Source organism: Litorivivens sp. (assembly GCF_041624475.1).
Lineage (GTDB): Bacteria > Pseudomonadota > Gammaproteobacteria > Pseudomonadales > Spongiibacteraceae > Litorivivens.
Genome location: NZ_JBFJUX010000012.1, coordinates 94,518 through 107,280, shown reverse-complemented (window position 1 = coordinate 107,280; position 12,763 = coordinate 94,518). Strand labels below are relative to the sequence as shown.

At 57.5% G+C, this 12,763-nt stretch carries 12 protein-coding genes; 3 read left to right on the top strand and 9 right to left on the bottom strand.

Annotation, left to right across the window (positions count from 1 at the left end):
• Window positions 1–159: 159 nt before the first annotated feature.
• Both ABY734_RS12970 and ABY734_RS12965 read right to left on the bottom strand, forming a co-directional pair.
• Complete coding sequence (locus ABY734_RS12970) at window positions 160–1,071, bottom strand: VOC family protein (RefSeq protein ID WP_372779694.1); 912 nt, start codon at window positions 1,069–1,071, stop codon at window positions 160–162.
• Window positions 1,072–1,202: 131 nt separating this feature from the next.
• Window positions 1,203–2,255: a Rieske 2Fe-2S domain-containing protein gene (locus ABY734_RS12965; protein WP_372779693.1), complete on the bottom strand. Its 1,053-nt coding sequence runs from the start codon at window positions 2,253–2,255 to the stop codon at window positions 1,203–1,205.
• A gap of 184 nt (window positions 2,256–2,439) precedes the next feature.
• Here ABY734_RS12965 and ABY734_RS12960 point away from each other — a divergent pair, with 184 nt between their 5' ends.
• Window positions 2,440–3,231, top strand: coding sequence for an SDR family oxidoreductase (locus ABY734_RS12960; RefSeq protein ID WP_372779691.1), 792 nt, complete (start codon window positions 2,440–2,442; stop codon window positions 3,229–3,231).
• A 44-nt stretch (window positions 3,232–3,275) separates the two neighbouring features.
• Here the strand turns inward: ABY734_RS12960 and ABY734_RS12955 are convergent, their stop codons facing one another.
• The 3 genes from ABY734_RS12955 to ABY734_RS12945 form a co-directional block, all read right to left on the bottom strand.
• Window positions 3,276–3,677: an acyl-CoA thioesterase gene (locus ABY734_RS12955; RefSeq protein ID WP_372779689.1), complete on the bottom strand. Its 402-nt coding sequence runs from the start codon at window positions 3,675–3,677 to the stop codon at window positions 3,276–3,278.
• A 79-nt stretch (window positions 3,678–3,756) separates the two neighbouring features.
• Window positions 3,757–4,872, bottom strand: coding sequence for an enoyl-CoA hydratase/isomerase family protein (locus tag ABY734_RS12950; protein ID WP_372779687.1), 1,116 nt, complete (start codon window positions 4,870–4,872; stop codon window positions 3,757–3,759).
• A gap of 26 nt (window positions 4,873–4,898) precedes the next feature.
• Window positions 4,899–5,423, bottom strand: a complete 525-nt coding sequence (locus tag ABY734_RS12945; RefSeq protein WP_372779685.1) for a nuclear transport factor 2 family protein — start codon at window positions 5,421–5,423, stop codon at window positions 4,899–4,901.
• Between the two features lie 205 nt (window positions 5,424–5,628).
• Between ABY734_RS12945 and ABY734_RS12940 the strand changes: the two genes are divergently transcribed.
• Window positions 5,629–7,431, top strand: coding sequence for an acyl-CoA dehydrogenase C-terminal domain-containing protein (locus tag ABY734_RS12940; protein ID WP_372779683.1), 1,803 nt, complete (start codon window positions 5,629–5,631; stop codon window positions 7,429–7,431).
• Window positions 7,432–7,471: 40 nt separating this feature from the next.
• Here the strand turns inward: ABY734_RS12940 and ABY734_RS12935 are convergent, their stop codons facing one another.
• The 3 genes from ABY734_RS12935 to ABY734_RS12925 form a co-directional block, all read right to left on the bottom strand.
• Window positions 7,472–7,975 carry a TlpA family protein disulfide reductase gene (locus ABY734_RS12935; RefSeq protein ID WP_372779682.1) on the bottom strand — a complete coding sequence of 168 codons (504 nt, stop codon included), beginning with the start codon at window positions 7,973–7,975 and terminating at the stop codon, window positions 7,472–7,474.
• 27 nt (window positions 7,976–8,002) lie between these two features.
• A complete protein-coding gene (locus ABY734_RS12930) occupies window positions 8,003–8,704 on the bottom strand; it encodes a dienelactone hydrolase family protein (protein ID WP_372779680.1) in 702 nt (233 codons plus the stop codon).
• A 73-nt stretch (window positions 8,705–8,777) separates the two neighbouring features.
• Window positions 8,778–10,064: an acetyl-CoA C-acetyltransferase gene (locus tag ABY734_RS12925; protein WP_372779678.1), complete on the bottom strand. Its 1,287-nt coding sequence runs from the start codon at window positions 10,062–10,064 to the stop codon at window positions 8,778–8,780.
• A gap of 155 nt (window positions 10,065–10,219) precedes the next feature.
• On the opposite strand from ABY734_RS12925, the gene ABY734_RS12920 reads away from it, so the two are divergent.
• Window positions 10,220–11,578 carry a 3-oxoacyl-ACP reductase gene (locus ABY734_RS12920; protein WP_372779676.1) on the top strand — a complete coding sequence of 453 codons (1,359 nt, stop codon included), beginning with the start codon at window positions 10,220–10,222 and terminating at the stop codon, window positions 11,576–11,578.
• Here the strand turns inward: ABY734_RS12920 and ABY734_RS12915 are convergent.
• On the bottom strand, window positions 11,557–12,618 hold the full coding sequence (locus tag ABY734_RS12915) for an AraC family transcriptional regulator (protein ID WP_372779675.1): 1,062 nt from the start codon (window positions 12,616–12,618) through the stop codon (window positions 11,557–11,559). The two genes, ABY734_RS12920 and ABY734_RS12915, sit on opposite strands and share 22 nt — an antisense overlap.
• Between the last annotated feature and the right edge of the window lie 145 nt (window positions 12,619–12,763).

Below are 12,763 nucleotides of genomic sequence, written 5' to 3'. Positions count from 1 at the left end.
CTGCCGCGCCTGCTCGCAGGCATCCGCCCGCTCACGCAATACCGGCACGAGTTTACGTGCCGCAGCACGCACCTGTTGCTGAAGTTGTGCTTTATCTGACATCAAACAGTCCTCTTGTTACTGCTTACTGCGCTGAGCAGGCGTTTGTCGTTGGAATTCTCAGCCTTCCGGGGACTGGAACTTGTGCCCCCAGTAACTGGGCAGGGTACTGACTGTCGGGGTGTAGCCTTCCCAATCCATCTGCAGGCCGCCCGTACCGAATTCCATGGCAAAGCCCGTGGGCGTGGCCATATAGAACGATAGCATACGGTCGTTGGTGTGGCGGCCCAGGGTGGAGACCACGGGAATACCGGCCTCGTTAACCCGGTCCAGGCAATAGCCCACCTCATCGACATCCTCGCGCACTTCCACCATCAGGTGAATGCAGCCCACCGGACTCTGGTCCTGATACAGGGCCAGGCTGTGGTGACGCGGGTTGTTCACGTGCATGAAATTCAGCCCCATCCCCGGGTCGTTCGGGTCTTCACTGAATTTGAAGTGCATGTAATCGGTGTCGCCAAAGCCCAGTACATCCCGATAAAAAGCGTGGGTTTCCTGCAGATTCGGCGCCGGCAGTACCGCGTGGCCAAAGCCCATATCTCCGTTAAAGCCGGTTTCAAATTCGGCAATGCCCTTGGGCGAAACAAACTTGGCGTAGTCCAGCGACGCACCCCAATACAGTTCCAGACCGTTGCCTGCAGGGTCTTTAAGGCTGATCAGGCCGCGCACCTGCCGAGCCTGCGCCAGCTCGGCGCTGCCTTCGGTAAATTCGACGCCGGCGCTTTGCAGGCTTTCCTTGGTTGATTCAAAGGTCTCCTGATCGGCCAGCTCCCAGCCGCAAAGCTGCAGACGGTCCTGATCGCTTTTGGTGATCACGAAGCGGAAGGGGCGCTCATCCATCTTCAGGTAAACGTTGCCGTCTTCCGGCATATTGGGGGCGACCATCAGGCCGAGAATATTGGTGCCGTAATCCAGCCACTTGGCAGGATCGGTGGATTCGATAACAACATAGCCCAGGCTACGTACATCCATGGTAATTTCCTTATTAGTCTGAAAACTGGCGAGTTAAAGGCTTGGAGAAGCCTGTGTAATACCAAAAATAAAAAGCCCAGTACAGCAGGAGAATGCAGTACCGGGCTTGATCGCTACGCTATAGCCAATACCTACTGGATATCGACGACGTATTCTTTCTTCTCGTTAAACTGCTCGGGCACATCTTTCAGGTCAACATAGAACTGATCGTACCACTGACGCAGTTTGTGGATCGGGCCATCGCCGTCACAGAGCACCGGGTTATCGACACGGGTCTTGGTGTGCCAGATATGAACGTCCTGGAAGAAAGCCGTACGGTTTTGCTCCGTGTACTGCTGGGCAATCTCGTTGTTCTGCTCTTCAGACAGTCCTGGCATCTTGCGCACCGAAACACCAAAGCGCAGGTCAAAACTTTCGGTGTCGATGGGTACGTGGGTCACCAACAACCGGCTTTCAACCAGCTGACCGTCAATCTGACCGGTCATATAGGTGTTCATGTAAGCGGGGCCGTAGTAGGTCGCGGTTGAGGTCAGTTCGCCCTCTTCCGCCAGCAGCTCACTGCCACCGGTCAGCACCTGCTGATAAGTGTGCTTGTGCACGATGTTCTTGAAGGTTTTGACCGGCGCACCGTGAATCGGGCCAAAGTGGGCCACATCCGCCATATTGTCGACCAGCTCGCGGGAGTTGGTCTGGATGGTCATCTTGTCCATTTGCCAGATGGTCCAGTCGCCACTGAACAGATCGTCAATTTTGGGGATAGCCTGCTCTTCAATGGGCGGGTTGCCTTCGGGATCGTACCAGACAAACAGCAGGTGATTTTCTTCACAGGTCGGGTAGGCACCGATCACGGCCTTGGGCGGAATGCGTTTGGCATAGGGAATATCGTCACAGACACCATCTGCGCCCCAACGCCAGTCGTGGAAAGGACAGCGGATTGAGTTGCCTTCGACACAGCCTTCGCTGAGATCCGCGCCCATGTGCGGACAGTAGCCATCCAACACGTGAATCTGGCCGTCTTCACCGCGGTAAGCAACCAGACGCGTTCCGAAATAGTCCAGTTTTACCGGCTTATCGGTGTATTCCTCTGCCAATCCCAGACAGTACCAGCCTCGGGCGTAACGCTCGGGTAATTCCTTCGCCTCTATACGGTGCGGCTTGCGCGGCACCTGCGATACCTGACTCATGGCAATCTCCTTACGCTATTCACGCATATACTGAATGTAATGTAGCTTTCTACCAGCTTGGTACAAAATTCTGTCACAGGCTCCGCGCACCAAGTATCACCCAATCGGATGACCTAATTACAGCGCGTAAGGTGTTGAATAGAAAGCTGAATTTACCCGTCACACAATGAGGCAAGATAACGGTATGGGCATATTGGATCAATTTCGTCTGGATAACAAAGTTGCGCTGATCACTGGCGCCGGTCGAGGCATCGGCGCGGCCATCGCCAAGGCCTACGCAGAAGTCGGCGCCGACGTGGTTTTGGCCGCTCGCACCGAGTCACAGTTACAGGAAACCGCCGCTGCCGTCGAGAGCTTTGGCCGCAAAGCGTTGATAGTGGTAACCGATGTAATGAAGCAGGACCAACTGGAGGCGCTGGTAGAGAAAGCCATGAGCACCTTCGGCCGGATCGACATCCTGGTTAACAACGCCGGCGGATTTCCACCCAAGCCCATGCTGAAAACCTCGGTGGAAGAATTCAATTCGGCCTTCCAGTTCAACGTGAGCACCGCCTTTGCCCTGTCAAAGCTGGTTATCCCGAAAATGGTGGAGAGCGCCGGCGGCGGCAGCATTCTCAACATTTCCTCAATCGCCGGTCAGGAAACCTCATCCTTCTTCACCGCCTACGGCACCGCCAAAAGTGCCCTGTCCTTTCTCACCCGGGAAATGGCTCAGGAGTTTGCCCCCAAAGTGCGCGTCAATGCCATTGCGGTGGGTTCCACCCGCACGGAAGCGCTGAAAACCGTACTGAATGACGATATTGAGCAGGCGATGGTCGACCTGACCCCGATGGGGCGCCTCGGTGAGGTTGAGGATATTGCCAGCTGCGCGGTGTATCTGGCGTCGCCGGCGGCGAGCTATCTGACCGGCGACATTATCGGGGTTAACGGCGGCCTGAATGCGCTGAACATGAAAATGCCGCGAGCCTTTGACTGATTGATCTCTGCGGAGGGCGGCGGGTAATGACCACCGCCCTGCTGTCAGAGCCAGTTACTGTCCAGCTCAGCTTCCAGCACCGCCCGCATCTGAGGAGGAATGGGAGTAGGCTTTTTCGAAGCTCTATCCACGTGCACCAGCACGGCTGAGGCGCGCACGGTCTGCTTGTCATTCTGGTACATCTTGCAACCGACCTTGAAAGAAGTGTTGCCGATTTGAATGACGGATAGATCCATGCGAACTTCAATGCCAAAAAAGTTTTCGCCCAGATAATCTATGGTCTGGGTCGCCATAAACCAGTTCGGCTGTTCATCTCCCTCCTCGACAAACACATCGGTCAGAAACTCGAGGCGCGCCGTTTCAAACCACACCGCGATGGAGGTGTTATTGATATGGCCGATCGCGTCCGTTTCGCTGAAACGAGGCTTGAGGGGAAAGCTTTTCACTCGCTGCTACCTGAACTGTAAAAAAAAGAGGCGCTAAGGTACCCACATCACCGAGCAATCGCAACGCTACCGGCGATAGTCAGACACCCAGATCTGCCAGAGGATGAACAGGCCAGGGCGGGCTGAAAAGGTCGAGCACCAGAGACTGCGGTACCTGGCGCAATTGCGAGAAAGCCCATTGGGGCCGGTTGTCTTTATCAAACAGCCGTGCCCTAACGCCCTCAATAAACTCCAGATCCCGGGCGCGGTTGGCGGAAACCACCATTTCCAGTTTCAAAGCATCCGCAAGTGCCAAACCGGTGCCTCGTTGATACTGCTCCAATACCAGGCAGGCGGTGGAGGCTGACCCTGCAGCAAAACTGCGGCCCGCCGCATTCAGCCAAGGGTCATCACCATGCAGGCCGGCAAAGGCGTTTTCGACGGCTGCGGGCGAGTAATCTTCGCACAAAGATTCGATCAGATCGGCGCGGATTTTCAGATGGGATTCGGGCAGGCGGATATTGGACTCCACCTCGAAATCGGTGAGTGCCGCAGTCAGCATTTCAGCGTCTTCTGCTGCATCAAACTGCCAATCCAGGCGGGTTAACTGTTGAATCAGAGGCTGCTTGCGCGCGTCCGGTAAAAAGTAATCAGCCAGGCCGCTGTAGAGCGCATCACCGGCATTCAGGTTAACGCCTGTAAGTGCGCAGAACAGGCCGCTGTGGCCCGGCATCTGCTGCATAAACCAGGTAGCCCCTGCATCCGGGTAGAAACCAATGGTGATTTCCGGCATCGCCAGGGCGCTGCTGGGAGTCGCAATGCGGTGGCTGGCCGCCGCCAGTATTCCAAGCCCCATATTCATCACCACGCCGCTGGCCCAGCAGATCACCGGTTTGGGGAAATGATGCAAGCGGTAAAGCAGGCGGTAGCTGTTGGCAAAAAAGTCGTCGATATGCCTACTGTTTTCGGCGCCGCTTAAGGCAACCGTTTGCAATTGGCGAGCATCGGCTCCAGCACAAAAGCTTTTGCCTCCGCTGCCATCCAGCAGCACCGCAACGGCTTCTTCATCCTGCGCAAGCTCCTTCAACACACCGTCCAGCGCGCCTATCATCTCATCACAAAGCGCATTGCTTTTCTCTGGTGCGTTAAGCGTTATCTGCGCCAGATAGCCACCTACTGCCAGTGGGTGATACGTCGGTTCGATGGCCCTGCTCATACGCGCTCCTGCCTTAGCCCACAGGTCTACCCTGCCTGGTTTTCCGGGTCGTCCAGTTCGGCCGGCGCCTGTGCTCCGGCGAAGACGGCCTGCACTCGGTCGTCGCCCAGTGACAGTATCTGTGTAGACTTCACATCAAATCGCGTAGCGGAAATTTTCCACTCCCCGTCCACACAGCGGTAACAGTCTTCGTAGAAACCACCAAGCTGGGTGGCAATCTGCTGCCGGGTATCGATCAGATAATAGAAGATACCCCAAATCGCCGTGGCTTCGGTATCAGACTTTATATCAATCTGCGGGTTTTGGGCGTGGTGCATTTCCACAATATGAGGCTCACAGGCCAGCCGGGCAAACACCTCGATCATCGCATCGGCGGACTCAAAGTTACCTACCCGCCCATACTCGATCTTCACCGGCCCGTCGGCGAAACACTGACGCACTTTTTCCGGCTGCTTCTGATCGCAATGATAGAAATAACGGTATTTGAGCTGCTTGATCGCTTCAATCGCTTCGAGGCGTTGAATGCGCTGTGCCAGTTGCTGTAAATCCATGTGATATTCCTGTTATCGGTTTTCCCAGATTACAGCAAATCGCCCGGCCGATTCCTAGCTTCTCATACGCGCCCTACCCTATTGGTATGACCCGTCAGGACGAGGCATTGACCGCAGTCACGGAGCACCGCTCCGCTGCGGCCAATTTACCCGGCGCCGCCATTGACTATAGTGCGACTCACTGTGATTCACTCTGAGGTTTACCATGGCCGTATTCAAAGCCCCAACCCGTGACATCAAGTTTGTGATCAACGAGGTGCTCGACTTTCCGAAACACTACGCGGGCCTGCCCTGCGGTGAAGATGCCACCCCGGACATGATCGACGCCATTCTCAGCGAATGCGCCAAATTCTGCGAAGAAGTTCTGTCGCCCCTCAACGCCGTCGGCGACAAACAGGGCTGCGCCTTCGATAACGGTAAGGTCACCACCCCCGACGGCTTCAAGGAAGCCTATCAGCAGTGGATTGAGGGCGGCTGGCAGGGATTGTCTCACCCTGCAGAGTACGGCGGCCAGGGCCTGCCCCTGTCGCTGGGCCTGCTCAAATCCGAACTGGTGGGCACCGCCAACTGGGCCTGGGGCATGTATCCCGGCCTGAGCCTGGGCGCCATGAACACCCTCTACGTGCACGGTACCGACGAGCAGAAAATGCGCTACCTGCCCAAGCTCACCAGCGGCGAATGGACCGGCACCATGTGCCTGACGGAATCTCACTGCGGCTCCGACCTCGGCCAGATGCGCACTCGCGCCGAGCCCAATGACGACGGCAGCTTTTCGTTGACCGGCACCAAGATTTTCATCTCCGCCGGTGAACACGACCTCACCGACAATATCGTTCACATTGTGCTGGCGCGCACCCCCGACGCACCGGAAGGCACCAAGGGTATTTCCCTGTTTATCGTGCCCAAATTTCATGTGGACGAAAACGGTGACATGGGCGAGTTCAATAAGGTCAGCTGTGGCTCGCTTGAAGAAAAGATGGGCATTCACGGTAATGCCACCGCCGTCATCAATTTTGATGGCGCCAAGGGCTACATGCTCGGCCCCAAAAACGAGGGGCTGGCCTGCATGTTCACCTTTATGAACACGGCCCGTGTCGGGACCGCCATCCAGGGCCTGGCCGCCTCTGAGCTTTCTTATCAGAACAGCTATCCCTACGCCATGGAGCGTTACTCCATGCGCTCACTGTCCGGACACAAAAACCCGGACAAGCCCGGCGACGCCATCATCCATCACCCGGACGTGCGACGCATGATTCTCACCCAGAAAGCCTTTGCCGAGGGTGGCCGGGCCATGCTCTACGACGCCGCGCGCCAGGGTGACCTGATGATGTTCAGCGAAACTGAGGAAGAGCGCGCCAAGGCCGACAATATGTTGGGCTTTGTGACGCCAATACTGAAAGCCTTCCTGACCGAGACCGGTCTGGAAAGCGCCAACTACGGCATGCAGGTATTCGGCGGCCACGGCTATATCACCGAGCACGGCATGGAGCAGATTGTTCGCGACGCGCGAATATCCACCCTCTACGAAGGCACCACCGGCATTCAGGCCATGGACCTGCTCGGCCGCAAAGTCATTCTCGACGGGCTCAAGCTCTATCGCAGCTTCAGCAAGCGTCTGTACAAATACAGCTTCAGTATTCTATTCAAGCCGGGCATGAGCAAATACGGTCGCAAACTGCTGTCACACACTTTCCGCTGGAACCGCCTGTGCCTCGGTATTCTGCTGCGCGCTTCGCGCAACCGGGATGCCGTGGGCGCCGCGTCTTATGACTTCCTGATGGTGAGTGGCTACGTGACCATGGCCTTTTTCTGGGCAAGAATGGCGGAAGCCGCCCTGCGCAAACTGGCAGAAAACCCGGAGGACAAAGCCTTTTACGAAGCGAAGCTGGAAACAGCGGAGTTTTTCTTTGAGCGCTTACTGCCCCGGGCTATAGGCCACGCCGAAACCATGCGTGGATCGGTGGGAAGTATGATGGATATGCCGCTGGAGCATTTTGAGATTCGCTGATGGCTTGACGAGCTTGCACCGCAAGTTTTTCACGACGACATCACGAGCCTTCTTTCAGCAGGTGGACGATCTGTTTTTTCAACAGCTTCTCGTCGCCCTGCTGAAAGCCCTTGTGCACGGCTGTCACCCTACCCTGTCGATCCAACAGGTAACCCTGCGGCAGCCCGGTCAGACCAAAGCGCGCAAAGGAACGGCCATCGTCTTTTAGCACGGGATAACTTACCGGAAAGCGCCTTAAAAACTTTCGAGCCTCACCTTCTTTCTCATCCAGATTGATGGCGACAACCGCAAAGCCTCGATCACCTAGCTCGCGGTAAAGCTCATCCAGGGCTGGCATCGATTTCCGGCACGGCCCGCACCAGGACGCCCAGAAATCCAGATAGACTACACGGCCGAGCAAGTGCTGATTACTTAACTCGCCACGGCCAAGCAGGGCCGGCAAACTGAAATCAGGCAAAGGTTCGTCAACAGACAGCGCAAGGGAAGCCGGTACAGAACAGGTCAGAAACAGCGCCAGACAAAGGCTGGCTCGCAAGCTTTGCACGACGTTCACCATGCGGATCAGAGCCTGTTATCCCTTCAGACAACGCGCAAACAGGTCTGTGCTTTCCCGCCAGTAGCGCTGCTGGGCGTCATGATTAAATGACGGCAGTGAGGCAAAGGCGAAGCCGTGATGAGCGCCCTGGTAGACTTCAAGCTGATAACGAACACCAGCACCTGTGAGCGCACCTTCAAGCTCAGCAACCTGCTCGGGTGAGGCGTAAGGATCTTCATCGGCAATCGCGATATAGAGTTCAGCCTTGGCCTTCACTGCCACTCTGTGGGGCGAGTCTTCGGCCTCGGTGGCGATGCCGCCGGGATGGATGGCAGCTGCCGCAGCAATGTCCTCAGGAAACGCACCGGCGAGATACAGAGCGTTGGCCCCGCCCATGCAAAAACCCAGCAAACCGACAGGGCGTTCTGAGAAGTGTTCCAGAATAGCGCCGATATCTTGCTTTGCCTTTGCGTGGCTGTAACCGCTGTACAGGCGCATCACCGTTTCGTGCACCTTGGGATTGCTGAAATCCATATCTTCGTGGTGGCCGTCGCGGTAATACAGGCTCGGCAAAGCAACCGTATAGCCTTCGCTGAACAGGTCCCGGGCCAGATTGCGCATCTCGTCGCGAACGCCTATCGCGTCCATCAGCAGGATAAGCAGCGGCGCAGATTGCTCCTGCTCAAAGAGGTAGACCGGCATCGAGCCGGATCCGGTGTTCAAGGTGAGGGTTTTCAAGGCCGGACTCCGATTAACAGGTTTCGGAGCCTAGCCTAACAAATGCCGCGTGGTCTCCCAAAGAGAAACGCGATTAACGTTCCAGAATGGCCGTTATGCCCTGCCCGCCGGCGGCGCAGATCGAGATAAGGCCGCGACCGCTGCCCTTCTCTTCCAGCATCTTCGCCAGGGTGGCAACAATGCGACCGCCGGTAGCGGCAAAGGGATGCCCGGTCGCGATCGAGGAGCCATTGATATTCAACTTGCTGCGATCAATGCTGCCCAGCGCGCCGTCGCGACCGAGCTTGCTGCGGCAATAATCGTCATCCTCCCAGGCTTTGAGTGTTGCCAGCACCTGGGCGGCAAAAGCCTCGTGAATTTCGTAAAAATCAAAATCCTGCAAGCTCAGCCCTGCGCGGTCCAGCATGCGCGGCACCGCATACACCGGCGCCAGCAACAGTCCCTCTTTATCGCCGGCCTTGCCGGTAAAGTCGACGGCCGCCGCTTCTATCACCGTCAGGTAGGCACGCACCGGCAGGTTATTCGCCGCGGCCCACTCTTCACTGGCCAGCAGCACACAGGATGCACCATCGGTCAGGGTCGACGAGTTGCCGGCAGTCAGCGTACCGTTTTCGCGATCAAAGGCGGGCTTGAGGCTGGCGAGCTTTTCCAAGGTGGTATCGCCGCGCAGGTTGTTATCGCGCTCCAGCCCCTTAAACGGGGTGATCAGATCATCAAAGAAACCGCGCTCGTAAGCGGCGGCGAGTTTCTGGTGACTGCTCAGAGCCAGCTCATCCTGGGCACTGCGCGCAATATTCCAGGCCTTGGCGGTGACTTCCGTGTGTCCGCCCATCGAGAGCCCTGTGCGCGGCTCGGCATTCTGCGGAATGGCCGGCACCAGATGGCCGGGGCGCAGTCGAAATACCTGTTTAAGACGCTGGCCGAGCGTTTTCGAGCGATTGATCTCCAGCAACACCTTGCGGAAACCTTCGTTCACTGCGATGGGCGCATCGGAGGTGGTGTCAGTGCCGCCGGCTATACCGCAATCGATCTGGCCGAGAGCGATCTTGTTGGCAACAATATTCAGGGCCTGCAAGCCCGTACCACAGGCCTGCTGTACGTCGACGCAGGGGGTGTTGGGATCCAGGCTGGTGTCGAGCACCGATTCGCGCACCAGGTTAAAGTCGCGAGCGTGCTTCATTACCGCTCCCGCCGTGACCTCGCCCAGACGCTTGCCCTGCAGGTTGTAGCGCTGCACCAGACCTTCTATGGCGGCGCTCAGCATCTGCTGATTGCTGGCACCAAACAGTGCGGTATTGGATCGGGCGAAAGGAATACGGTTACCGCCGATAATGGCGACGCGGCGAATAGATTGAGTCATGGCAAGCTCCAGTCAAGTTGCAGGCAGTATAATCGGGCGAAATCTGGCAGCATTGGCTGAGCTGCCGAGCGCTTCGGTCTGTGCCGTCAATTCGCAGCCGGGCCCAGCTCTCTAGAATACACCCCAATCAACCTTTTAACGCAGGATACGCGACAATGAGCCAGATAGTAGAGACCCTGATCAACCTTGGCCTCGGCAAACCGGCCGATCTCAAACGCGGCGATACGGCGTTTACCGGTAAAGTATTGCTGGGCGGAGGCGCCAATGCCGACTGCTTATCCACTGTTGCCACTCACTGCCAATCGCAAGGGCTGGAGCTGTGCCGCCCGGCAAGTGCTTCCGGAGAAAGTGCAGCCTCGCTGGCAACTATTCAAGCCTGGCAAAACAGTGACGAGGCGCCCGGCGACAAACTGCAGGCGCTGATCTTTGACGGCACCGGCATCACTGACACCCGCGACCTGACTCTCGCCTACGACTTCTTCAAGCCCGCATTGAAAGCCTTATCCACCTGTGGCCGGATTATCATTCTGTCGCGCCCCCACCAGCAGCAATCCTCACCCCAGGCCGCAGCCTGTCAGCGCGCACTGGAAGGTCTGGCCCGCTCGTTGGCCAAAGAGTCCGGCAAGCGTGGCACTACCGCGCAGGTGATTACGGTTGAAGCCGGCGCTGAAGCGGCGCTGGTCGGCCCGCTGGGCTTTCTCCTGTCCTACCGCTCATCCTATGTGAACGCCCAGGTATTTCGCGTGTCAGCTGCGGATATCGGTGAATTTGACTCGAAGGCACCGCTCGCTGGCAAAACGGCGCTGGTCACCGGCGCCAGTCGCGGCATCGGCGCGGCCATTGCCACCGCCCTGGCCCGCGATGGTGCCAAGATCATCGGTTTGGATGTGGAACCCCTGAAGGCCGATCTGGAAACCCTGATGAGTAAACTGGGGGGACAGGCGCTGATTGCCGATATCACCGCCGATGACACCCCGGCCAAGGTTCTTGAACAGGCCAAAGCCGCTGGTGGGCTGGATATTGTTGTGCACAATGCGGGCATCACCCGCGACAAAACCCTAGCCAATATGCCGCAGCACTGGTGGGATCTCACCCTGGACATTAACCTCGGTGCCGCGCTGCGATTAAACAGTGTGCTGCTGGAGTCCGACGCCCTGAACAGTGGCGGGCGCATCGTCGGGGTCTCGTCCATGAACGGCATTGCCGGCCAGCGCGGTCAGTCCAACTATGCTGCCTCCAAAGCGGGCGTGATCGGCTACGTGGAACAGATGGCGCGGTCGTTAAAAGAGCGGAACATCACCATCAATGCGGTGGCGCCGGGCTTTATCGAAACCCAGATGACGGCAGCCATACCACTGATGACCAGAGAAGTAGGTCGACGCCTGAACTCTCTGTCCCAGGGCGGGCAGCCGGAAGATGTGGCGGAAACCATCGCCTTCTTTGCCAACCCGCAAGCCGCTGGCGTGACCGGCAATATTATCCGGGTTTGCGGTCAGAGCTGGCTGGGGGCCTGATCGGCCGACCGGGCCTGCAGTTGCGCCTGTTTGAATTCCCGGTATTCGACGGGCGTCATATCGGTCCAGCGTTTGAAGGCCCGGTAAAAGGTACTGGGTTCGGAAAAGCCGGTAAGGTAGACAATATCGGCAATGGACTCATCGGTGCGGGACAGCAGCCGTTTGGCCAGGTAACAGCGATAGTCGGCTAACACCTGATTAAAGCTGGTGTCGGCTTCGGTCAGACGGGCTCGCAGTACGCGAGCGTTCATGCCCAGCCGCTCCGCCACATCATTTAATTCGGGCTGGCCCTGCTCCAGTGTTTCGGCAATGGCGCTACGCACATCGACCACGATGTCCTGTTTCTGCAAGCGGGCGAGTCGTTCATTGGCCAGCTGTTCGTGCAGCCGCAGCAATTCGGGCTCCGCCCGGCTGGAAGGCAACTCCAGCACCTCGGCATTAAATACCAGGGCGGTGGAGGGTTCGGCAAAGCGCACCTCGCAGCCAAGCACTTCGGCATAGCGCTCGGGCGGTGCCGCCGCTTTATGGCCAAAGGCCAGCCAGCGGGGCTCAAACTTATCCTGAGTCAGGGTGCGGAAGTAGCGGATCAGGTAGAGCGCCGAGGCTTCCACAAAGTGCCTCAGTTCAGCCGAAGCGCCGCCGCTGAAATGGATATTGAGACAGGCTATATCCCCGTCGCGTTCGAGCTCCCAGCGCGATGCGTCAGATACCAGCCGCTGGTAGTTCAGCGCGCGCTGCAGACCGTCTCCAAAAGTTGGACTGCTTAGAAAAAGGTACTCCCACACCTGACCTTTGTGCAGTGACATAATCTCGGCCAGATGAAGACCGATCAATGGGTCGCCGCTGATTTCCTCAACCACCTGCCAGAAGTGACGCTGCGCCGCGTGCGGGTAGCGAGCGTGACTGGTTTGCAGGAGTTCGGGGGTAATATTGCAGCGCTGCGCGATCTGGTCGATATCCAGCCCTTTTTCGATCAGCGCCGGATAGACCAACTGGACGACAAAGGAGGAATCCTGCAGATCCAGTACGTTTTCAGCCATTCTCATTATTCGCCGGGTTTGCTGTGAATTGTGCCAGCCTCATGGCGACAAGCCAATGCCGAACTCCGCATTGGCCCTTATGCCGTGATATCCTGCTGACGCGGCGAATGACCGCCCCTTTCAGACAACCTATAGTTTTTTCGAA

What these genes read in the sequence shown, in the direction of transcription:
- ABY734_RS12970 (WP_372779694.1), bottom strand. Translation starts at nt 1,071, where the DNA reads ATGGATGTACGTAGCCTGGGCTATGTTGTTATCGAATCCACCGATCCT.
- ABY734_RS12965 (WP_372779693.1), bottom strand. Translation starts at nt 2,255, where the DNA reads ATGAGTCAGGTATCGCAGGTGCCGCGCAAGCCGCACCGTATAGAGGCG.
- ABY734_RS12960 (WP_372779691.1), top strand. Translation starts at nt 2,440, where the DNA reads ATGGGCATATTGGATCAATTTCGTCTGGATAACAAAGTTGCGCTGATC.
- ABY734_RS12950 (WP_372779687.1), bottom strand. Translation starts at nt 4,872, where the DNA reads ATGAGCAGGGCCATCGAACCGACGTATCACCCACTGGCAGTAGGTGGC.
- ABY734_RS12945 (WP_372779685.1), bottom strand. Translation starts at nt 5,423, where the DNA reads ATGGATTTACAGCAACTGGCACAGCGCATTCAACGCCTCGAAGCGATT.
- ABY734_RS12940 (WP_372779683.1), top strand. Translation starts at nt 5,629, where the DNA reads ATGGCCGTATTCAAAGCCCCAACCCGTGACATCAAGTTTGTGATCAAC.
- ABY734_RS12925 (WP_372779678.1), bottom strand. Translation starts at nt 10,064, where the DNA reads ATGACTCAATCTATTCGCCGCGTCGCCATTATCGGCGGTAACCGTATT.
- ABY734_RS12920 (WP_372779676.1), top strand. Translation starts at nt 10,220, where the DNA reads ATGAGCCAGATAGTAGAGACCCTGATCAACCTTGGCCTCGGCAAACCG.
- ABY734_RS12915 (WP_372779675.1), bottom strand. Translation starts at nt 12,618, where the DNA reads ATGGCTGAAAACGTACTGGATCTGCAGGATTCCTCCTTTGTCGTCCAG.